Below are 22,025 nucleotides of genomic sequence, written 5' to 3' on the forward strand. Positions count from 1 at the left end.
ATGTTTGAGCATGGAATGATATGTGTGAGAGGCGGGCGGGAGGAATACGAGCGTCCCTAGGCGACGCCGCTGGAGCCGAAGCCTCCTTTGCCTCGGTCGGTTTCGTCTAGTTCTTCTACTTCTACGAGGTTGACCGTGGGGACTTCTTGGATGACGAGTTGGGCTATGCGGTCGCCTTTGTTGATTTGGATGTTGTTCGTGGGGTCTAGGTTAATGAGGATGACTTTGAGTTCTCCTCGGTAGTGGGCGTCGATGAGGCCCGGCGTGTTGACTATAGACAGGCCCTGCTTGATGGCCAAGCCGCTGCGGGGCTGGACGAAGCCGGCGTAGCCATCGGGCAGGGCGATGGCCAGCCCAGTAGAGACCAGACGGCGTTCGAAGGGCTTCAGGACGCAGTCCTCGTTGGAGCGCAGATCCAAGCCGGCATCGGTGGGATGGGCGTATTTGGGAAGCTCGACGGTGGGGTCGAGACGCTTTATGTTGACGGTAATGTTGGACATGGAATCACCTTAGCTTGTCGAGCTCTAGCAGAAACTCATCGACGTCTTTGAAATCGCGGTAGACCGAGGCAAAACGGATGTAGGCCACCTTGTCGATCTTGGCCAAGCGCTTGAGCACCATGTCACCCAACTCATGGGACGTGACGGCCGTCAGCGTGCGAGAGCGCAGCTCGACCTCGATGTCGTCGATAATCTCATTGAGCTTCTTAGTGTCGATATCGCGCTTGATGGTGGCGCGCATCAAGCCGACGAGCAGCTTATTGCGATCGAACCGCTGCTTGGTTCCGTCTGACTTAATGACCTCGATTGGGTCTTCGCATCGCTCAAACGTTGTAAAGCGATAGTTACACGAGCAACATTCGCGACGGCGCTTAATGGTGTTATTTGACTCCTGCATACGAGAATCAACGACGCGGGTATGTGCCTTGCCGCATTTGGGACAGCGCATGGTACCTCCTCTTAAACGATAACAAGGGTACCATGCGCAGCGCGATAATGATTACGAACGAGCAGGAACCTTAAGATGCGCACCGGCGGCGAGCGAACCATGCTCCAGATGATTGACGTTACGGATCATGTCGGAAGTCTCTTGCGTGGAAAGGCCTTTGATAGGATATTCCTCGGCAAGCGACCAAAGAGAATCACCAGGCTGAACGCGAATAGTCTCGTAGGTAACGTTGGAAACGGACTCGGCATACGCGGCGTGACGAGCGCTAAAGACCGACGTAGCGAGGACAACGAAGAGCGTAAGCGCAACGGCAACGGCGACAATCGTCGGAACCTTCAGGGCAACGCGGGCCGGCGCAACTACAGCCTGCTGATTGCGAGCAGACTTTACGGTCAAAGGCTGAAAGCCGGAGCGGCCACCCTGAACAACCGTAAAAGTGGGTTCTGCAGGCGTCTCGAGTTTAAGGGCAAGGTTTCCCTGGACCATATTCGTTGCGTTCATCATGTTCTCCTCTCGCGTGTTTTGCTGAGAACAGTTTTATCAAGCCGCGCGGACAAAAATGTCTAGCGCGAGAACGAATGTTCGGTTATTATTATCTTCGAACAGTTGTTCCTGTCAAGCAAAATTCGAACATTTGTTTGACATGGGTAGAGAGGATGCCCTGATGGCTCGCAAAATTACCAAGCGTCAGCAGCAAATTTACGACTTCATCAAGGAATATCAGCAGGAGAAAGGTTATCCGCCCAGCGTGCGCGAGATGGCTTCTGCCGTGGGCCTTTCCTCCCCCAGCACCGTGCACGCCCATCTATCTGCCCTGGAGGCGCGCGGGCTACTCAAGCGCGATGCCACCAAACCGCGCGCCCTGGAACTCTTTAACGAGGACGGTTCCTCTGTCTCAATTTCTAAATCTGACGAGCCCACCGCACCTCGCGGAACGGTCTCGCTACCGCTCGTTGGTCGCGTCGCGGCTGGGATTCCCATTCTGGCCGAGCAGAATATAGAAGACACTTTTACTATCCCGACCGAAATCGCCACTGATCAGGGTTCCTTTATCCTTGAGGTGCATGGGAGCTCAATGATCAATGTCGGCATCTTCAATGGCGATTACATCATCGTCCGTGAACAAAAGAGTGCCATGAACGGCGAAATTGTCGTGGCCATGATTGATGGCTCAGCGACCGTCAAGACATTCTACAAGGAGCAGGGACGCGTACGCCTGCAGCCTGAGAATGACACCATGGAGCCTATCTATGCAACGAATCCCGTTATCTTGGGCAAAGTCGTCGGCTTGATGCGCCGGTTCTTGTAATGCAAAAACGCATCACCATCTTTGATACCGTCCGCGGGTTTACGATGATTTCAATGGCAGGTTTTCACGCTTGCTACGATCTCGCCTACCTGTACGACTGGGATATGCCCTGGTTTACCCAGACCGTCTTTCAAGACATCTGGCGCGCCAGCATCAGCTGGGTATTTTTGTTTATCGCGGGTTGGATGTGCACGCTCTCACGCAACAATGCCAAACGAGCGGCCAAGTACGCTGCCGCAGCTTTGGTCGTCTGGATCGCAACAACGCTCGTATCGGTCGACGATTCAGTGAACTTTGGCATCATTTATTGCATGGCGGCGTGTACCGCTGTGACAACCGTAGCACGACCGATGCTTAAGAAAGTGCCCAGCACGTGGGGCATTGCGATATGCCTCGCTCTCTTCGCGGCGACATGGGGCATCCCGAAATCGACCTATTCATTCCCCTATTTGGCGTGGCTAGGATTTCCCGGCCCCCGGTTTGTTTCAGGCGACTATTATCCAATCATCCCGTTCATATTCATGTATCTCACAGGATACTTTGCTGCGCGCACCGCTCAAAGATGCGAACATCCCGCCCCAAGCTGGGCCTACGCCAACCCCCTGCCGGCGCTCGCCAGCCTTGGACGTCATGCACTCCCCTTTTATCTGCTACATCAGCCCATCATACTGGGCATTTTGGAGCTCGCCTACTCGGTGCGATAACGCTCGAGCCGCGGTGCAATACGAGCCGGCAGTTTCGCCACAATACGAACGCCATCCTCAAGATATTCCTCGTGCAAAAGGGTCCCCTGCTCATGCACGACTGTGATGAGTGCACCTTCACGATATGGAATGTCGGCGGAAAGCAGCACATCGGTGGCGGCCGCCTCGCGAGCAATGCGATCGACGAGATCGTCGAGCCCCTCGCCCGTTTGGGCCGAGAACAGAACAGCTTCCGGATAACGACGACGGAAACTCAATCGATCGACGCTATCGAGAAGATCGATTTTATTGAACACCGTAAGCGTTAAACGCTCTCCGGCACCGATCTCATCAAGCACGCGGTCGACAGCCTCAAGCTGTCGCTCATAGTCCTCATCAGACGCATCCACGACTTTGAGAATTAAATCGGCACCCAACACCTCAGACAACGTCGATTTAAAGGCATCGACCAGACCATGCGGCAGCTTTTGAATAAAGCCGACGGTATCGGTAATCGTCATGCCGCGACCGCCAGGCAGGCGATATGAACGCGTCGTCGGGTCGAGCGTAGCAAACAGCTTGTCCTGCGAAAGTACCGTAGAGCCGGTCAGACGATTGAGCAACGTCGATTTACCGGCATTGGTATAACCGGCTAACGCGACGCGAAACGCCGGTGACTCAATACGACTCTTGGATTGAACATCACGACGCTGTTCAACCTGCTTGATCTCACGTCGAAGCGCAGCGATCTTATTACGAATGAGGCGACGGTCGACCTCGAGCTGACTTTCGCCCTGACCAAAGCGTGAGCCGATGCCGCCGCGCGTCTGTTCCTTGGCGAGATGGCTCCACATGCCGCGCAGACGAGGCAACAGATATTGAAGCTGCGCCAGCTGTACCTGTAGGCGTCCCTCACGCGTCTGAGCATGCAGGCCAAAGATATCCAAGATCAGTGCAGTACGATCGATAATCTTTACCGGCTCGCCCACGGCTTTCTCCAAATAGGATTGCTGCGAGGGCGTCAGGTCGTCGTCAAAAATAACGACATCGGCATCCATGCGATGTACCAGGCCGCACAGCTCTTCAACCTTACCGGAACCGATAAACGATTTAGGATACGGCTTTACCAAACGCTGCGATAAGCGTGCCACGCACTGGGCACCAGCCGTGTGGGCAAGGCGCTCCAGCTCATCAAGTGAGCGATCGAGCGGCCATGCATTGTCGCGCCATTCAACACCAACCAAAATGGCACGCTCGGGCTCGGGTGCCGTGGGAACAAGAGGAAAACGGGCCATTAGGCAGCCTCAATACGATGCAGGATATCCTCAACGAGCTCATCGATCGTACATTCATCCATATCAAACCACACGATACGGTCATCGCGCTTAAACCACGAAAGCTGACGCTTGGCATAACGACGCGAACGCATCTTGATGAGTTCGCGAGCCTCATCCATGCTCATCACACCATTGAAAGCATCGATGATCTCTTTATAGCCAATTGCCTGCATCGACGTCAGGGCATCTCCCAGCCCCTGGCCCATAAGACCGCGGACCTCATCGACAAGGCCCTGCTCAAACATCAGATCGACACGCAGGTTAATGCGCTCGTAGAGCACCTCGCGATTACGCGTCAGACCAAACCACAGAGCGTGATAATGCTCGCGCGGAACACTAAACTGCGACTTTTGCTGCGCATAGGAGACGCCATCATCGTGCATTTCGAGCGCGCGAATCACGCGACGCACGTTATGGGGATGAATAACAGCAGCCGATTCTGGATCACGCTCGGCAAGCAGGGCATGCAGTTCTTCCTCACCAATACGCTCGGCAAGCTCCTGATAGCCCGCACGGCGATCGTCCTCAAGTTCACCCGAGGGAAAGTCCATCTCATCAAGGGCAGCCTTGAGATACAGCCCCGTACCTCCGCAAAAAACAGGCAGGCAACCCGAACCAAGGAGACGTTCAACATGCGCGCGAGCGTCAGCCTGATAAAGCGCAGCAGAATATGCCACACCCGGCTCTACAATGTCGACGAGACGCAGTGGCGCCGTACACTCATTGGGCGCCATCTTTGCGGTACCGATGTCCATGCCGCGATAGATTTGCATCGCATCGCACGACAGCACTTCGGACGAAAGACGAGCTGCCAAACGGTCGGCAACATCACTCTTACCAACCGCCGTCGGACCGACGATCGCAACGGCGGAAAGACCTGTCCCGGGAGAAACCATTAGCGCGGCTCGCCCACAACGGAGCCGGATAAATACCAGGTCTTGGCAACGTCAACGTCAACATCAACGATCTTGCCAACAAGCTGATCGATGCTGTAACCCTCGGGGATAGGCGCATGCACGGTCTGATTCTTGGGACTCTTGCCCAGCAGGACCGCGTCGTTCTTTTTACTCGTTCCCTCAATGAGCGCCGGCACCACAGTATGAAGCTCACCCTGGTTATACTCGTGTGCCGTGGTCTCGATAACCTTAACCAGGCGGTTGAAACGCTCGAGAATAACCTCATGCGGCGTAGGGTCGTCAATCTCTGCAGCCGGGGTACCGGCGCGCTTGGAATAGATGAAGGTATAGGCCTGAGCATAGCGGACCGTCTCGGCAAGTGAGAGCGTCTGCTCAAAGTCTTCTTCAGTCTCGCCCGGGAAGCCAACGATAATGTCGGTCGAGAGCGCGATATCGGGCATGCGATTGCGAATGCGATCGACCAGGCCCAGATAGTCCTCGCGTGTATAACGGCGATTCATCTCTTTGAGGATGCGCGTGGAGCCCGACTGAACGGCCAAGTGAAGCTGCGGCATGACGGCGGGCGTCTCGGCCATAGCGTCGATGGTCTCGGGCAGCAGATCCTTAGGATGAGAAGAGGTAAAGAAGATGCGCTCGACGCCCGTATCGCCCACCGCGCGCAGCAAATCGGCAAAACGCAGCTTGCCAAACAGATCGCGACCATATGAGTTAACGTTTTGGCCCAACAGCGTGATCTCGCGCACACCCTGGCGCACCAGACCGGTCACCTCGTCGACAATCTCCTCGAAGGGGCGGCTCTTTTCGCGACCGCGCACGTACGGCACGATGCAATAGGTACAGAAATTATTGCAGCCCGTCATGATGGGCACCCAGGCGTGATACTGGGTCTCACGATGCCACGGCATGCTCATGGCATCCGTATCCTCATGCTCATTGGTGCGGATATGACGCTTACCGTCCAGGAACGCCTCGGCAATGAGCTCGGCCACATGCGCGATGGAATGCGTACCAAAGATGACATTGACGTTATCGACGTTGGTGAGCAGGCCCTCACCATCACGCTGCGCGATACAGCCACCCACGGCAACCACGCGCTTGCCCGAAGGCGAAGGCGGCAGGCTTTTGCAGGAATTGCACTGACCGTACAGGCGAGTATCGGCGGCCTCGCGTACGCAGCATGTCATGAAGACAACAATATCGGCATGCTCGGGATCGAGCGCCATGAGGCAACCATACGAATCGAGCAGACCGCTCACGCGCTCAGAGTCGTGCTGATTCATCTGGCAGCCAAAGGTGCGGATAAAGTAGGTTTTACCGGCAAGAATATCGCGTACGGAACGCTGGTCCATGTGCATAAGTCCTAACGATGGGGAGAGGGGGGGGGCGAATCGAGGCAAGCAGAAGCTATGCCACAGGCTTAACATCATCCATGACGACGTTATCCATAGCAGCTCGATTGATCTGGTGAACGTAAATAGAAAGACGGATGGCCGTGCGCGACTCCCCGTTAATAAGGATGTCGGAGAACACGGGCGCGCAGGAAATATCAAATCCGGTTGGAATCAAAAAACCGCGCGCAATAGCCACGGCCTTTATGGCCTGGTTGACCGCACCGGCGCCGACACACTGGATGTTGACGGGTACACCATCCTTGACCATGCCGGCGATGGCGCCGGCAACGGACGCGGGCGATGATTTGCTTGATACCTTCAGGCAATCCATGAAGAAACTCCTGCGTTTAAAAGTACGTTTTAACTGCAATAACTTTATCGTACCGAGTGGACTCGGTAAAGGCACTATTCCTCTTTGGCAAGATCGAAGGTCACGGTGATTCGATCACGCGAAACGCGAATCTTTGGGTCGCCGCAAAGGTTGAGATAGTACCGGGCGGCAAGGTCATTAAAGTCGCGCTCCACAGCACGCGAAAACTGTGCCATGTCATCCTTGGCAATACGTAGCCCGCGACGATCTTTCGCAAGATCGACAGGAGCCGGCGCATGCGAGGAAGAATCACGCTCGCGCAGCAAACGCGCGGTCACACCGCGAACGGGCTTAATCTGCCCTGCCAAAATGCGATGTGCCGTGCGCTCGGACATCTCAAGACCCAAACCCGAACAGATGCGGATAAAGTCCTCGGCATCAGAGGCAAGGCCTAAACGATCGACAACCGGAAGCTCGCTCTCGTCATCAATAAACAGGAGACGCGACGTATCGAGCCGGCTTGACGCCTGAGCATAAAGGGTCGCGGCAATCTCAGACGGAGAACCAAGATAGACATCGCAACCACGCAACTCCTCGAGCGCAAACTCACAGGCAGCGCGAATAATATTATGCGGACCGCGAGCACAGACATAACGTCCGTCCTCGTCCTTGACGGCCTGGGGCCAGCTGGACTGATCGGCGCGCTCACTGAGGCGGTCGGCCGCAACGCTCACCTTAAAGGCTGAACCAAGATCGACACCGGACGTGACCACACGGGCCTCGTCGGTGTTCTGCTTGATCGAAAACAATGCCATGCCACGACCGTGAACGCCCCAACGGTCCATCTTCATGCTCTCGAGCTTGGAGGTAACGCGAGCATCGAAGATTTGCTCTTGCATATCCTGCGGAACACCCGAGCCGTTATCCAGAAAGACAAGCGTGCGGACGCCATCTTCCTTGGTCGTGGCGAGAAAGATCTTGTCGGCGCCGGCATCGCGAGCATTACGGAGCATTTCGATGACGATATCCTCGACATGCTGAATGTCGTGCTTTGCCTGGCGCCGCTCGGCCTCCGAAACGCGGAGGCGGACATACCCCTCGCCAAGGTTCTCCTCGACGCGAAGGTTGCCCTCCCCCGACATCGACGCGATAAATGAGATGAGCTCGTTCGCGTCGCTCATGTTATTTAGCGATATCGACAGCGCGGCTCTCGCGAATCACGACGACGCGCACCTGACCGGGATACTCCATCTCTTCCTCGATCTGATGGGCGATATCGTGAGCCAGAACCGTGGACTGGGCATCGGAGATCTTGTCCGGCTGAACCATGACGTGGACCTCGCGACCAGCCTGCATGGCATAGGTACGCTCGACGCCGTCATGGGAGTTGGCGATCTCCTCGAGCTTCTCAAGACGCTTGATGTAGTTCTCGGCAGACTCGCGACGGGCACCGGGGCGAGAGGCAGAGACAGCATCGGCGGCCTGTACCAGGACATCGAGCACCGTGTTGGGGTCGACGTCGGCATGGTGAGCCTCGATAGCGTGGACGATAACGGGCTTCTCGCCATAACGGCGGGCAAGCTCGGCGCCGATGACGGCATGCGGGCCCTCGACGTCATGGTCGATTGCCTTGCCCAGGTCGTGCAGCAGGCCGGCGCGCTTGGCGGTAACAACGTCCAGGCCAAGCTCGGAAGCCATTACGCCGCACAGGTCAGAGACCTCGAGGGAGTGCTGAAGCACGTTCTGACCAAACGAGGTACGGTAGCGCAGGGCACCAAGGGTCTTGACGATCTCGGGGTGCAGGTCGTGAATGCCGGTATCGAATGCAGCTTGCTCGCCAGCCTCGCGCACGCGCTGCTGAACCAGGTCGGCAGCCTTGTGATACATCTCCTCGATGCGGGCGGGGTGAATGCGGCCGTCGGCGATGAGGTTCTCCAGGGCAACACGGGCGGTCTCACGACGGACCGGGTCGAAGCTCGAAAGAACGACGGTCTCGGGCGTGTCGTCGATCACGAGGTTGACGCCGGAAACCTGCTCGAAGGTCCGGATGTTGCGACCCTCGCGACCGATGATACGGCCCTTGAGGTCATCAGAGGGAATGTGCACGGAGGTAACGGTGACCTCGGCAGTGTGGTCGGCAGCGCAGCGCTGAATCGCCAGGGACAGAATCTCCTGGGCGGTCTTGTGGCACTCGGCGCGAACCTGCTGCTCGGACTCGCGAATAATCGTGGCGGCCTCGTGGGTGACCTCGCCGCGAACCTTATCGAGGAGCTCCTTGTGGGCATCCTCGCGGGTAAGGTCGGCGATACGCTCGAGCTCGGAGGTCTGCTTTGCGCAGAGCTCCTCGAGCTCACGGGAGCGCTTCTCGACCTGACCGGCCTGACTGGACAGCTGATGCTCGCGCTTGTCGAGAGCGTCGTTGCGGCGATCGAGGGATTCCTCGCGCTGCATCACGCGGTTCTCGAGCGTACGAATCTCGCTCTTGCGCTGCTTGTCCTCGGCCTCGGCGGCCTGCTTGTTCTTGATGATCTCCTCTTTAGCCTCGAGCAGAGCCTCTTTTTTGAGGGTCTCGGCCTGACGCTTTGCATCACCGATCAGGGACTCAGCCTGTGCGTGTGCCGACTGGATCTTTTCGTCGGCCTCGTGAAGACTACCCTGCTTGGCGGTGCGCATGTAGGCAATGGCGGCGATGGCACCCAAAACGATGCCAACGAGCGCTGCAATGATAGGCATGCTCACTCCTTTTTATGGATTCGTTACACAACAAAGCGAACCGTCCTTATGAACGGCTCGCGACATTTGAGTAATATGGGCGCAGCTTATGCGGGTCGGATACAGATAAACATATAAACAAACTCATCACAGATGAGCACATATCACAAAGCAAATGACAGTGTTTATCGTACGTTGAACCACAACAACTGTCAAATAAATGGCCCCAGTACGGCGGCTAAAACGCGGTGAGCGGCGGGGCCACAAAACGCATACGCCTAAAGCGCACATTCCTCGCATTCGGCATCGAGACGTGCCTTAACGGCATCGGCGGCGATGTGATACGAGAAGCCCTTGCCCATCAAAAACCGAACCAGTTTTTCGAATCCGCGCGTCTCTGGAACACGCCGCTTGGCGAGCAGGGCTGACGCACGCGCCAAATCGTCTTCGACGGCAAAATAATCCTCGGGATAACCGGGAATGTCATCGAGCACGACATGACGTCGCTTGAGCTCGGTCTCGATTTTGCGCTGTCCCCAACCGCGCCGCTTGCGTTCCTCGATAAAGTACGAGCAAAAGCGGTTCTCGTCTAAAAAGCGATACTCGGTGGCGCGCTCGACGGCGAAATCGATCGCGGGCTGGTGAAAGCCGTAGCGAGCCAGCTTGTCACGGACCTCACCCGTCGCATGGTCGCGGCGCGATAACATCTCAGTCACCATGGTAAGTGCACATTTACGCTCGATGAGCTGCACCGCCTCACGAAAGTTATCCCAATCACAGGGAAGATCGGGGCGGTTTTTGACATACAGGCGCGCGACCCGCACGGGAATCCAAATAGACCGCTCAAAACCGCCCTCAAGCTCACAATCGATATGTGCGCAAGGCTTTTTGGACGCATACCCGCTCGAGAACGAGGAGGCCGCCTTCTTATCGGGAAAGACGGCCGTGGCCTCGGTCACCGTATACGACATGAGCGTAACCGCTACTCGTCGTCATCATCGAGCATGGCGGAACCATCGATGGCGTAAAGCTCGTCAAACTCCTCAGGCGCAGGCTGATCGGTCAGCTCTACCTCGGACGGAGCATCGTCATCAAACTCAAGCCCGCAGGCAAGACGGACCTTATGCTCAATCTCGTCGGCGCAATCGGGGTGTTCGCGCAGGAACGCCTTGGCGGCCTCGCGACCGTTGCCGAGCTTGTCCTCGCCATAGGCAAACCAGGAGCCCATCTTCTTGCAGATGCCGCACTCGACAGCCATGTCCAGAATCGAGCCCTCCTTAGAGATGCCCGTACCGTACATAATGTCGAACTCAGCAGAACGGAACGGAGCTGCCACCTTGTTCTTAACGACCTTAGCGCGCACGCGGTTACCGATAACCTCGTCCTTAAGCTTAATGCTATCGATACGGCGAATGTCGATACGCACCGAAGAGAAGAATTTAAGGGCGCGGCCGCCCGTCGTGGTCTCGGGGTTGCCGAACATGACGCCGATCTTCTCACGCAGCTGGTTAATGAAGATGCACGTCGTGTTGGACTTAGACAGCGAGCCGGCGAGCTTGCGGAGCGCTTGGCTCATCAGGCGAGCCTGAAGACCGACCGTAGTGTCGCCGATTTCTCCCTCGATCTCGGCACGCGGGGTCAGCGCGGCGACGGAGTCGACAACGATGGCATCGATGGCGCCGGAACGCACGAGCATGTCAACAATCTCGAGCGCCTGCTCGCCCGTATCGGGCTGAGAAATGAGCACCTCGTCGATATCCACGCCGATACGCGCGGCATAAGTGGGATCGAGCGCATGCTCGGCATCGATAAATGCCACAACGCCACCCATTGCCTGGGCCTCGGCCAGGATCTCGAGCGAAAGCGTCGTCTTACCGGAGGACTCAGGACCGTAGATCTCGACGATACGGCCACGCGGCACGCCGCCGATACCCAACGCGGCATCGAGTGCCAGAGCGCCCGTAGGGATGGCCTCGACCTCGAGCTCGGGGCCACCGTCGCCGTACCTCATGATGGAACCCTGGCCGAATTTCTTCTCGATCTCGGCCTTGGTGGTGGCGATCATCTCATCGCGCTCTTTACCCGTCGTGCGAGCATGAACGGTACGTACGGGACCTGAATTCTTGGCCATGAATAGCCCTCCTCTTAACAACCTGCATCGATAATAAACGAACGGCTGTTCGTGGTCAACCGTTCAGATAAATCATATGCAGCCGACCTTTCCAAAACCCAACCAAAAGCCGACCAAACACTGACCAAATGCTTGACCATAAAGGGCCAAATAAGAACAAGGCAGGCAAAAATACACCTATGAACAGCACAAACGCTAAATTCTTCTGAGGTCCCCATCTCCACAATTAAGGGGCCCGGAGGCCCCTTAAAACACGTCTATTCCATAGAATCGAGCACGCAGACAATGCGACCCAATGCCTCCGTGACCGCATGGGCACGAACACACGAACGGTCGCCCTCATAGTGGCAGCGCACAGAGTCCACGACCGGCACTCCCCCATCGGCGGAACGATGTGCCCAACCAATATAGAAAGTGCCAGCAGGATCGTCCTCAGTACCACCGCCGGGGCCGGCATAACCCGTTGCGCTCACTGCAATATCGCTCTGGTACAGCTCCAGCGAACCCGACGCCATCTCGCGCGCAGTTTGATGCGACACCGCGGTGTAGCGGTCGAGCGTCTCCTGCTCAACACCCAGCACGCGATGCTTAATCTCATCGCAGTAGGTCACCGCACCGCCACGCAGCACCGCCGAGGCGCCCGGGATATCCGCAATCGTCGAGGCGATCATACCCGCCGTCAGCGACTCAGCCGTCGAAACCGTCACACCCCGAGCGCTCGCGCGCTCGACGATATCGCGCGCCAACTCCTCGTTATGTGCGAAAATCTGCTCAAAAGAGTCCGTCATACCCACCAGGACCTAGACCGAAAAGACGATCTTGCGGCAGTTCCAGAAGTACTGGGCGCCCGAGATAACGGTCAAGACAACGGCAACGGCATACAGGAAGCGCGACACCGAGTAGATGCCGAGCGTCAGCGCCACCGGGCCAAGGTGCAAGCCGGCCATAGCAAAAACGCACAGGTAACCGCAGATGGAGACCATCGTGGTCGCCGTCTTGTACTTGCCGAGCTTATCGGCCGCAACGACCACACCGGCCGCACTCGCGACCATGCGAAGGGCGCTCACCAGAAGCTCACGGAACAGGATAATGAACACGGACCACACGGTCACCGCGCCAAAATCCAAGAACAGCAGCAGGGCCGAAAACACGAGCAGCTTATCGGCGATGGGGTCCAAGAATTTACCGAAGTCGGTGATCTCGTTGCGCGAACGCGCCAGATAACCGTCGACCTTATCGGTGCACGACAGGATCACATACAGAATGAAGGCAGCGGCGGCGAGCGGGCCGTCGAAGGTGCTCCAATCCGTACCGGCAACACTCGTGTGAGAAAGCGCCGACACGATCATGAACACCGGGATAAAAACGATGCGAACGCACGTCACGATGTTGGCGGGCGTCCAAACACTCGTCAGTTCCTTATTGCTCTCGTTTGCCACGATGCTCTCCTACTCCACAACATGGCCGATAAGCTCATAGCAGAAGCTATCGGTAAACTCGGCCGTCAGAATATCGCCCACAGATGCCTCGCTGGCATCCAAGTGCACCGCGCCATCGGAATCGGGCGCCTGGAACCAGGCATGGCCGATCAGCTCGGCGCCGTCCTCGGTTTCTTCGATACCGTCGACGATCACCTGGGCGCGCTCGCCCACATGTGCGGCGGTGGCGGCAAAACCGAGCGACTCGGCCAGGTCCATGGCCTCCTGGGCGCGCTCGAGCTTGACCTCTTCGTCGACCTGACCCTCCATCTTAGCGGCCAGGCTGCCCTCCTCCTGCGAGTAGGCAAAGACGCTCGTGTAGTCAAAGCCGACGGTGTCCATAAAGTCGATAAGATCACGAAACTCGTCGTCGGTCTCGGTCGGGAAGCCGACCATGGCCGTGGAGCGAATCACGATACCGGGGATGCGCTCGCGAAGGTCGCGGAACAGGTCCTCGAGCTCCTGGCGCGAACCGGAGCGACGCATGGCCTTGAGGATGCGCGCGTCGCAGTGCTGCACGGGGATATCGATATAGGGCAGCACCTCGGGCGTATCACGAATGGTCTCAATGAGCTCGTCAGTCATGCCCTCGGGCTGCAAGTAGAGCACACGGACCCAGACGTTCTGCGGGCGCACGGCCTCGGCGACGGCACGCAGCAGCTGCGCCAGATTGCGCGGCGAGCCCTCGGCGACGTCCTCGTCGGCAAAGTCGGTGCCCCAAATTCCCGTGTCCTGGCCGATCAGCACGATCTCGCGCACACCGCCGGCAACCAGGTCGCGCACCTCGGAGATAATACTCTCGGCATTGCGTGAATGATAGCGACCGCGAATATAGGGAATCATGCAGAAGCTGCAGAAGCGGTTGCAGCCATCGGAAATCTTGACGTAGGCGACAGCGCCCTCGACAGTGCGCTTGACCTGCGGAATATAGGCTGCGATCTCACGCTCGACACCCAGCACGCCATCGATGACCGCTACGATGCCGTCCTCCTCGTCGGCCTTCACAAAGGCAGCGACCTCGGGCAGCTCGTCAGGCAGGTCGTCGCCATAGCGCGACGGCACACAGCCGCACATGACGATGGGGCAAGAACGAACGCCGTCCTGAACCTCGTTGGCGAGCTCGAGCGTGGTCTCGATGCTCTCGGACGTTGCGGAGGCGAGGAACGAGCATGTATTGACGATGGCGATATCGGCATCCTGCGGGTCGAATGCCTCTTCGTAGCCTGCGGCGGTCAAAAGAGAACGCATGCGGTCGGTGTCAACCTCGTTCTTAGCGCAGCCGAGGGTGATGTAGAGCACGGAGCCCAACGGTGTATCCATGTTGGAGAGCGGTCCTTTCGAATGATATTAGCGGTAGTTGGTGAACTGCAGCGGCTGGCCGTAGTCCTGGTCGCGCAGAAACTGGATCACGGTCTGCAACGCGTCCTTCGAAGCAGAGGAAACACGCAGCTTGTCGGCTTCTATGGTCACCTTGACCTTGAGCTTTTGGTCCTTGATGTCCTTGTTGATCTTCTTGGCGGTCGCCTGGTCGATACCCTCGACGATATGGCCGAGCACGCGCACGGTGCCGCCCGATGCCGCCTGCGGAGCATCCCACGAGACAGCCTTGAGGTCGATGCCGCGCTTGATGAGCTTGGAGCTCAGCACGTCGACAATCTGCTTGGAGACAAAGTCGGCCGGGGCGTTGATCGTAAAGAGCTTGTCGCCCTTGGAAAGCTCGATCGTGGCGCCGGAATCCTTAAGGTCATAGCGCTGAGAAATCTCGCGCGTGGTCTGCTGAAAGGCGTTGTCGACCTCTTGCATGTTGACCTCGGACACGACGTCGAAGCTGGAATCTTTAGCCATGATGTTTCCTTTCGCGTACGAGTGGCTTAGTAGCTATCGTACGAATAGTCGGTAGAATCGGTGGGCGTCTGACCGTCAGTTGCGGTATCGGCGCCATCCGTGGACTGGGCATCGGTACCGTCGGTGGTATCGGTACCATCGGTGGTGTCGGTACCATCAGAACTTTCACCATTCTCGGAATCAGTCGTCTCCTTCTTGGGAACGGTGATCGTCACGCGCGCCACGCCGGAGGTCTTGGTATCGTAACGGACCTTTTCACCGTTCTTGGTAACGGTGACATCGGAAGGCTTGGACGTGGTGATCTCGATCGAGGACTCGGGCGTGTACTCCTGCTCAAAGGGACCAGTCGCCTGGGCGCCATAGACCGACTTGCCGTCGACCTTGACCTCAATCCACGCGGTCTTTCCCTTGGCAACGGAGACCTTGACCTTCGTTACCTCGTTCTCTTCCTTTTTAGCCGTCGTCTTGGTAGCGTCCGAATCAGTCGACTCACCCGTCGCTTCATCGGTGTCTTCGTCCTCGTCGACCGTTTCGGTCTTCTTAGAAGACTTCTTGGTCGTCGTCTTGGTAGCAGTGGGCGTCTCGGGCGTGGTCTCGGTCGCCGAAGATGCGCAGCCGCGCAGAAGCACCACGATGAGCACGATCAACAGCAGCGCAACGGCACCGATGCCGGCGTAGACGACACGCGGATCGAGCCCGTTGTTTTGAGGAGTAAGGGATCCGCCGCGTCCACGACTGGAACTGCTGCGGCCGCCTCCCTGAGGCATACGACCACGATTGCTATCGGAACGGCCGCGATAGCCACCCTGGCCCTGAACGCTGCGCTGACCCGAGCGGGGCGCAAGTTCACCGCGGCCTTGATAGCCACGCTGGCCCGAACGCGGAGCCGAAGAGCGCTGGCCATACGGCTGTGATTGAGAGCGAAGACGCGGCGTCACCTGCGTGATATCGGCATCCGCATAGCCACCGCGAGAGCGTCCCGTAGAGGCACCACGGTAACCGCGATCGGAATAGCCACCGTCGCCGTAGCCGGCACGAGGGTCACGCGCCACGCCGCGGGCAGCGGGGAGTGCGCGGTCCTCGGGCATCGGCGTACTGCGGAACCGGTCACGCTGTGAGCGAATCTCCTCGCCTGAACCCGTCTCGGTAATATAACCGGCCTGCTGAGGACGCTGTCCATAGCGGGTCGAACGACCGCCCTGAACCATCAGGAAGCGCCCGTTGTCGACCGAGGAACGCGAATTGACGTAGCCCGCGGCGTCCTGAAAACGACCGCCCTGCTGCGACGTCTCGCGCTCATATGCCATCAGGTCGTCAAAGTAGGCATTGACGACCTCGCGCGGATTGAGGCCCAAAAAGCGAGCATAGCTCGAAATCATGCCCTGCGCATAGCCGCGCGGCGGCATCGAAGCAAAGTTACCGGTCTCGAAAAACTCGATGATCTGCGGCCTGATTTTGATGGTATTGGCGACCTGCTGAATGGAAAGGCCCATCCGGCGACGCTGCTCGAGCAGCATGTCACCAAAGCGTGCAGCCATCAGAATCCTCCAAACTCACGATCTTCACGTGCCATCTCGGCGTCGACAGATTCCAGCGCGGCAAGCCCCTCCTCGTCCAACAGGACCTCACGCGGCTTGGAACCGTCAGGCGGTCCGACGACACCCTTTTCTTCCAGCATGTCCATAATACGCCCGGCACGCGCATAGCCAACCTTCAGACGACGTTGCAGGCCAGATGTGGAGCCAAGCTGCGATTCCACCACAATATGGGCGGCTTCCCAAATGAGCGGATCGTCGTCTTGCGGCTCGGCGACTCCGGTGCGGACAATGCCGCCGCCACCCGCCATGGACATGGAAGCGGGCGCCACGGCAGACAGGATCTCCTCGTGGTAGTCGGGCTCGCTCTGCGACTTAACGAACTCGACAATCTCGTTGATTTCGTCGTCCGAGACAAAGCAGCCCTGGATACGGCGAGGCTTGCCCCAATCGACCTTGGAGAACAGCATGTCGCCCAAACCGGTGAGCTTTTCAGCACCCATCTGGTCGATAATGACGCGCGAGTCGATGCCCGTGGCGACGTTAAAGGCGATGCGGTTGGTGATGTTGGCCTTGATAAGGCCCGTCACCACGTTGGAGCTGGGGCGCTGCGTGGCCACGATAAGATGAATACCGGCGGCACGACCCAGCTGTGCAATACGTACGATCGAGGCCTCGACATCCTTACCGGCGACCATCATCAGGTCCGAGAGCTCGTCGATGATAATGACCAGATAGGGCATCTTTTGCGGCGGGTTATCGTAATGCTCAAACTCGCCGGCGGCCTGCTTTTCGTTGTAGGTCGAGATCTTACGCACGTTAAGGCGCTCGAAGACCATCAGGCGACGCTCCATCTCGGACACGGCCCATTGCAGAGCGCTCGCGGCCTGCTTGGGCTCGGTAACGACCGGCACATAGAGATGCGGCAGGCCGTTATAGCCCGCGAGCTCGACGCGCTTGGGGTCGACCATGATCAGGCGAACGTCCTCGGGAAGCGCGCGCATGAGCAGGGTCGTGATGATGGAGTTGATCATCACCGACTTACCAGAACCCGTGGTACCGGCGATCAGCAGGTGGGGCATCTTGGCAAGGTCGGCGACGACCGGCGTGCCCTCGGCATCGCGACCGATGGCCAGCTCGAGCGGACCGCCCTTCACATAGGGAAGTACGTCGCCCAGGTTGACGTTCTGGCGCTTACGATTGGGGATCTCGATACCCACAAGCGAGGTACCGGGGATCGGGGCAAAGATGCGCACCGACTGAGCAGCGAGCGAAAGCGCGATATCGTCCTCGAGGCTCGAAATCTTGCTCACGCGCTCGCCCTCGCCAGGTTGCAGCTTAAAGGTCGTCACCGTGGGGCCGGCGATCCAGCCGACCACGCGGGCACTGCGGCCAAACTCAAGCAACGTGGACTGAAGCGACTCGGCAGTCTGCTCAAGTTCCTTGTCAGAAGACGCGGAGGATGCCGACTGCGGGTTGGCGCGCAGGATCTCGAGCGGCGGAAGCTTAAGGCCATCCTCTTCTTCGCCCTCTTTATCTGCGGCGCCGCCGTCCGCTCCCTCATCGCTAGCCGCAGCCGATTTGACAGCACTCGAGGCAGGCGCATCGGCAACCTTGGGATGCTTCAAGAAGTCGGGAATCTGAGGTGCAGCCGAGACAGGATTCACGGCAAACGGCGGCTCGGACTCGTCAATCTTATCGGGATCGTCTTCCATCGAAAGCTGGCCGGTTACCTGGTCGTGCTTTGCATGGCGGCGCGGCAGCAAAGCTGTCTTTGCGGTCTCAATCGGAGCCTCGTCATCCTCGTCATCGCCCTCGGTGAGCTCAATCTCACTATCGGACCAAGACGGGTCGGGCTCGCTTGTATTGAGCTTAGGCGCAGCCTTGCCCTTCTTGGCATGGCGGCGCGGCAGCAGCGTCGTCTTAGCGCGCTCAGCCTCAACCGACTCGGACACGTCGACAAACGGATTCTCGTCCTCGTCGTCATCGTCCAAAACCGGGTCCACATCGTTGCCCATAACCGTGGTCACGGCAGCATCGGAGCCCTTTTGACGAAGAATGCTCAGGTGCGGACGGGCAACGCCGGGCACCGACAGGGCTTCGTCGTCACCCCACGGGCTCGCGTTAACATCGGCACGACGGCGCTCGGCAAAATCGGCCGCGCAGTCGCGAGCAGAGCGCAGCACGCCACCCACCGAAAAGCCGATGATGACCAGGCCCACGACGGCCAGACCCAACAGGACCACCATCGCGATAGGCTTACCCAGGGCATTCTGCAGCGCACTCGCAATAAACGCACCGATGTAGCCACCCGAGGCGGACAGATTTTGCGGCGTGAACATAAGGTCACACGAGTCGCTCGTACCCGGCACCATCAGCGAAAGAATGGAGACAACGGCGATAAAGACCACGGCTCCGCCCGCGACCGAGCGAATGTTGAGCGGCGAGTCCTCGCCTAAAAAGAGCGTGGCGGCAAACAGCAAAATGACGATCGGCAGCACGTAGGCGCCCAGACCAAAGCCCAGGTGGTAGAAACCGGCAACCGCAGCCGTAACGGGTGCTGTTGCCGGAGAAATCACGGCAATGAAGGACGCAATCGCCAAAACGGCGATGACCACGCCGGCAATATCGCGGTTGGCCGAGGGCTCGACCAGGGGCTCAAAATCGTCGAAGTCGGCCTCGTGGCCCTTATTGGCACGAAGATAGGAACCGGCACCCTTAGCAGATGCCGGTTGGTTATTGGCCTTATTGCCTTTGGCGTTTTGTGCAGATCCGCGCGCCAAACTAAACCTCCATGACGACCGGGATGATCATCGGACGAGTGCGCGTACGACTCCAGATAAAGTTAGAGAGCGAGTCGCGCACGGCCTTGCGAATGGCATCGGAACCGCTGCTCGTAAAGCTGAACTTGCCCTTCTCAATCGTCTTCATAATAGACGCGGAGGCATCCTCGGAGAACTGGTCGTCGATGGCAAACGAGACGCCGCGGCCCGAGAACTCGATGGCCTCGATCTTCTTGTGCTTGAGCGAGACGATGGCGACGGCCGTGACCATACCGTCATTGGCGAGCTTCTGACGATCGCGCAAGACGATGGGGTCGGTATCGCCAATACGCAGGCCGTCGACGTAGACGACGCCGGACTCGACGGGCGTACCGCGCTTGACGATACCGCCGCGCATCTCGAGCGTGTCGCCGTTATCGAGGATAAAGATATGATCGTCCTTGATGCCCATCTTGCGGGCCAGCTGGGCATGGGCGCGCAGATGCACGGCCTCACCGTGAACCGGCATAAAGTACGTGGGCTTGGCCATGGCCATCAGGAGCTTAAGCTCCTCCTGGCTGCCGTGGCCCGAGACGTGGACAAGAGCGCGGTTCTTATCCCACACGTCGCAACCGAGCTTGGCCAGGCTGTTGACGACCTGCTGGACGGCCTTCTCGTTGCCAGGAACGGGAGTTGCCGAGAGGATGACGGTATCGCCCTCGTGGATGGAGAGCGTCTTGTGCTCTCCGTTGGCCATGCGGGACAGGGCCGACAGCGGCTCGCCCTGCGAACCGGTGCACATGACGACGATCTTGTCGTCGGGCAGGTTATCGATATCGAAGGCATCGATGATATCGGCATCGTCGATGTTGAGGTAGCCCAGCTCGCGCGCGACGCGAGTGTTGGTGAGCATGGAGCGACCGGTCACAACGACCTTACGGCCGCACTTGCGGGCGGCATCGCAGATCTGCTGCAAACGATGGATATGGCTCGAGAACGACGCGACGAACACGCGACCCGGGGCGTTCTTGATGGCATGCAGCAGGTTGGGACCAACCTCGGCCTCGGACTTGGTAAAGCCGGGAACCGTGGCGTTGGTGGAGTCGGACAGCAGCAGGTCGATGCCCTGCTTGGCAAAGCGGCTGATAGCGGCATAGTCGGGCGTGACACCGTCGATGGGCGTCTGGTCGAGCTTAAAGTCGCCGGTGTGCATAACGGTGCCCTGGTTGGTGCGGATGAACACGCCCAGAGCGCCGGGGATGGAGTGCGTCATCGAGAAGAAGTCGAGAGAGATGCCGCCGAGGTTGACATGACTACCGCCCTTGACCTCGCGGAACTTAGGTGCGCGGATGCGGAACTCGGAAAGCTTGCCCTCGATAAAGCCAAGCGTCAGCTTGCTCGAGAAGATGGGCACCTTATTATTGAGGTCCTGCAGCAGATACGGAAGCGAACCGGTGTGGTCCTCGTGGCCGTGGGTGACGATGATGCCGCGGAGCTTCTCCTCGTTCTCCAGGACATAGGTGTAGTCGGGAAGCACCAGATCGATACCAGGCTGGGAGTCATCCGGGAACATGAGACCGGCGTCGACGAGCACCATGTCGTCGCCACACTCGAAGACCGTCATGTTCTTGCCGATGCCGTCAAGACCGCCGAGCGGAATGATCTTCAAGGGAGATGATTTTTTAGCTGCCATAGGTTAGTGTGGTTTCCTTTCTTCGAAACGGGTCTGGAACAACCGACGGGGCGCTTCTGGCAAACCGACCGCCGGGAACGTACAAACATGCATCATAGAGTCGACGCAGTAACCACAGTATGATACCCATTTGCCCACCAACAGACCACCCATGCATCAAAGCCCCATCTGAACTGGTCCATCCCGCCGGTTTCCCGTGGGGCGGGCACTGATGAAGTTTCCTGCTCTACAGTCCTGCTCACGACTGAGGCCACATTAAGTGGCCTCCTGTTCGTGCGGAACTCGCGATAAACTTCATCAGTGCCCGCCCAACGGGAAACCTGCCAATAAGGGATAGGTTTGTTTTAGTAGGTTTTATCTGCGGGAATGCCGAGGCTATGATCCAATTGCCTCGTTGTAGGCATTCAGCTGGCCTTGCCAGAGCTTGCGATCGCTGTCGGTAATCTCTCGAATGATATGAGCTGGATTGCCGCCGATGATGACGTGGCTTGGAACGTCTTTAACAACAACTGAACCTGAGGCTATGACCACATCGTCTCCGATTGATACGCCCGGATTGATAATCACCCCGCCGCCCATCCAGACGTTGTTGCCGATTACGACAGGCTTAGCATACTCGAGGTCTAGATTGCGCACATCGGCGTCAATTGGATGCCCAGCAGTAAATATACTCACATGGGGTCCTAGAAAGACGTTGTCGCCAAAGGTCACGTAATTTTCGTCCAGAATCGTCAAACCGGTATTCGCATAGAAATGGTTACCAAACGAAACCCTGTCGCCGTGATCAAAATAAACGGGAGCCGTTAAGACCATATCGTCCGGAGCAACGCGAAAACACTTCTTTAGTGCAGAAGGTACTCAAGCGCAGCAAGGAAGAGGCCGAGAAGATTGCCGTCGAGGAGCTCACTAAGGTCGGTCTGGCCGAGCGCATCGATTTTATGCCGAGTCAGCTTTCGGGCGGTCAGCAGCAGCGC

The 22,025-nt window shown here is 58.1% G+C and carries 21 protein-coding genes and 1 pseudogene; 3 read left to right on the forward strand and 19 right to left on the reverse strand.

The genetic code is table 11. The annotated features are described in order from the left end of the window. Positions 1 to 56: 56 nt before the first annotated feature. Genes dut through AAAX31_RS08510 form a run of 3 tightly spaced genes read right to left on the reverse strand, consistent with a single transcriptional unit; the run spans position 57 to position 1,452 of the window. The gene (gene dut, locus AAAX31_RS08500) at positions 57 to 500 is read right to left on the reverse strand and encodes a dUTP diphosphatase (protein ID WP_346971948.1); all 444 of its coding nucleotides are present in this window, start codon (positions 498 to 500) and stop codon (positions 57 to 59) included. Between the two features lie 4 nt (positions 501 to 504). After that, the gene (gene nrdR, locus AAAX31_RS08505) at positions 505 to 948 is read right to left on the reverse strand and encodes a transcriptional regulator NrdR (protein WP_349076906.1); all 444 of its coding nucleotides are present in this window, start codon (positions 946 to 948) and stop codon (positions 505 to 507) included. 51 nt (positions 949 to 999) lie between these two features. Beyond that, positions 1,000 to 1,452 carry a LysM peptidoglycan-binding domain-containing protein gene (locus AAAX31_RS08510; RefSeq protein WP_349076907.1) on the reverse strand — a complete coding sequence of 151 codons (453 nt, stop codon included), beginning with the start codon at positions 1,450 to 1,452 and terminating at the stop codon, positions 1,000 to 1,002. 160 nt (positions 1,453 to 1,612) lie between these two features. Between AAAX31_RS08510 and lexA the strand changes: the two genes are divergently transcribed. Both lexA and AAAX31_RS08520 read left to right on the forward strand, forming a co-directional pair. Continuing rightward, a complete protein-coding gene (gene lexA / locus AAAX31_RS08515; RefSeq protein ID WP_349076908.1) occupies positions 1,613 to 2,257 on the forward strand; it encodes a transcriptional repressor LexA in 645 nt (214 codons plus the stop codon). Continuing rightward, positions 2,257 to 2,961, forward strand: coding sequence for a heparan-alpha-glucosaminide N-acetyltransferase (locus tag AAAX31_RS08520; protein WP_349076909.1), 705 nt, complete (start codon positions 2,257 to 2,259; stop codon positions 2,959 to 2,961). Before lexA ends, AAAX31_RS08520 begins: the two co-directional genes overlap by 1 nt. On the opposite strand, the gene hflX is transcribed toward AAAX31_RS08520, so the two are convergent. From hflX to AAAX31_RS08600, 16 genes are all read right to left on the reverse strand, one after another. After that, complete coding sequence (gene hflX / locus AAAX31_RS08525; protein WP_117746578.1) at positions 2,946 to 4,235, reverse strand: GTPase HflX; 1,290 nt, start codon at positions 4,233 to 4,235, stop codon at positions 2,946 to 2,948. The genes AAAX31_RS08520 and hflX overlap by 16 nt on opposite strands. Then, complete coding sequence (miaA, locus tag AAAX31_RS08530; RefSeq protein WP_349076911.1) at positions 4,235 to 5,173, reverse strand: tRNA (adenosine(37)-N6)-dimethylallyltransferase MiaA; 939 nt, start codon at positions 5,171 to 5,173, stop codon at positions 4,235 to 4,237. The genes hflX and miaA overlap by 1 nt, the downstream gene beginning before the upstream one ends. Continuing rightward, positions 5,173 to 6,543 (reverse strand): tRNA (N6-isopentenyl adenosine(37)-C2)-methylthiotransferase MiaB, encoded by a 1,371-nt coding sequence (miaB, locus tag AAAX31_RS08535; RefSeq protein WP_349076913.1) that lies wholly within the window; start codon positions 6,541 to 6,543, stop codon positions 5,173 to 5,175. The genes miaA and miaB overlap by 1 nt, the downstream gene beginning before the upstream one ends. Positions 6,544 to 6,598: 55 nt before the next feature. After that, positions 6,599 to 6,916, reverse strand: coding sequence for a stage V sporulation protein S (locus AAAX31_RS08540; protein ID WP_006235982.1), 318 nt, complete (start codon positions 6,914 to 6,916; stop codon positions 6,599 to 6,601). Positions 6,917 to 6,990: 74 nt separating this feature from the next. Further along, entirely contained in the window at positions 6,991 to 8,076 is a 1,086-nt protein-coding gene (locus AAAX31_RS08545) for an ATP-binding protein (protein WP_349076914.1), read from the reverse strand. A gap of 1 nt (position 8,077) precedes the next feature. Continuing rightward, positions 8,078 to 9,628, reverse strand: coding sequence for a ribonuclease Y (rny, locus tag AAAX31_RS08550; protein WP_115596193.1), 1,551 nt, complete (start codon positions 9,626 to 9,628; stop codon positions 8,078 to 8,080). A 257-nt stretch (positions 9,629 to 9,885) separates the two neighbouring features. Continuing rightward, positions 9,886 to 10,578 carry a regulatory protein RecX gene (locus tag AAAX31_RS08555; RefSeq protein ID WP_349076916.1) on the reverse strand — a complete coding sequence of 231 codons (693 nt, stop codon included), beginning with the start codon at positions 10,576 to 10,578 and terminating at the stop codon, positions 9,886 to 9,888. Positions 10,579 to 10,589: 11 nt separating this feature from the next. Beyond that, positions 10,590 to 11,738: a recombinase RecA gene (recA, locus tag AAAX31_RS08560; RefSeq protein ID WP_022094695.1), complete on the reverse strand. Its 1,149-nt coding sequence runs from the start codon at positions 11,736 to 11,738 to the stop codon at positions 10,590 to 10,592. Between the two features lie 257 nt (positions 11,739 to 11,995). After that, positions 11,996 to 12,526 (reverse strand): CinA family protein, encoded by a 531-nt coding sequence (locus AAAX31_RS08565; protein WP_349076918.1) that lies wholly within the window; start codon positions 12,524 to 12,526, stop codon positions 11,996 to 11,998. 12 nt (positions 12,527 to 12,538) lie between these two features. Then, positions 12,539 to 13,177 (reverse strand): CDP-diacylglycerol--glycerol-3-phosphate 3-phosphatidyltransferase, encoded by a 639-nt coding sequence (gene pgsA / locus AAAX31_RS08570; RefSeq protein ID WP_040359858.1) that lies wholly within the window; start codon positions 13,175 to 13,177, stop codon positions 12,539 to 12,541. A gap of 9 nt (positions 13,178 to 13,186) precedes the next feature. Next, on the reverse strand, positions 13,187 to 14,536 hold the full coding sequence (rimO, locus tag AAAX31_RS08575) for a 30S ribosomal protein S12 methylthiotransferase RimO (protein WP_349076920.1): 1,350 nt from the start codon (positions 14,534 to 14,536) through the stop codon (positions 13,187 to 13,189). Between the two features lie 27 nt (positions 14,537 to 14,563). Beyond that, positions 14,564 to 15,061: a YajQ family cyclic di-GMP-binding protein gene (locus tag AAAX31_RS08580; protein WP_006235971.1), complete on the reverse strand. Its 498-nt coding sequence runs from the start codon at positions 15,059 to 15,061 to the stop codon at positions 14,564 to 14,566. A gap of 26 nt (positions 15,062 to 15,087) precedes the next feature. Further along, on the reverse strand, positions 15,088 to 16,599 hold the full coding sequence (locus AAAX31_RS08585) for a helix-turn-helix transcriptional regulator (RefSeq protein ID WP_349076922.1): 1,512 nt from the start codon (positions 16,597 to 16,599) through the stop codon (positions 15,088 to 15,090). Further along, positions 16,599 to 19,379, reverse strand: coding sequence for a DNA translocase FtsK 4TM domain-containing protein (locus tag AAAX31_RS08590; RefSeq protein WP_349076923.1), 2,781 nt, complete (start codon positions 19,377 to 19,379; stop codon positions 16,599 to 16,601). The genes AAAX31_RS08585 and AAAX31_RS08590 overlap by 1 nt, the downstream gene beginning before the upstream one ends. Position 19,380: 1 nt before the next feature. After that, positions 19,381 to 21,051 (reverse strand): ribonuclease J, encoded by a 1,671-nt coding sequence (locus AAAX31_RS08595; RefSeq protein ID WP_117654800.1) that lies wholly within the window; start codon positions 21,049 to 21,051, stop codon positions 19,381 to 19,383. A 375-nt stretch (positions 21,052 to 21,426) separates the two neighbouring features. Then, positions 21,427 to 21,864: a sugar O-acetyltransferase gene (locus AAAX31_RS08600; protein WP_349076925.1), complete on the reverse strand. Its 438-nt coding sequence runs from the start codon at positions 21,862 to 21,864 to the stop codon at positions 21,427 to 21,429. Positions 21,865 to 21,902: 38 nt separating this feature from the next. Here AAAX31_RS08600 and AAAX31_RS08605 point away from each other — a divergent pair. Next, positions 21,903 to 22,025 (forward strand): annotated as a pseudogene (locus AAAX31_RS08605) (ectoine/hydroxyectoine ABC transporter ATP-binding protein EhuA); the annotation flags it as partial.

It is taken from the genome of Collinsella sp. CLA-ER-H5 (assembly GCF_040092375.1).
GTDB lineage: Bacteria > Actinomycetota > Coriobacteriia > Coriobacteriales > Coriobacteriaceae > Collinsella.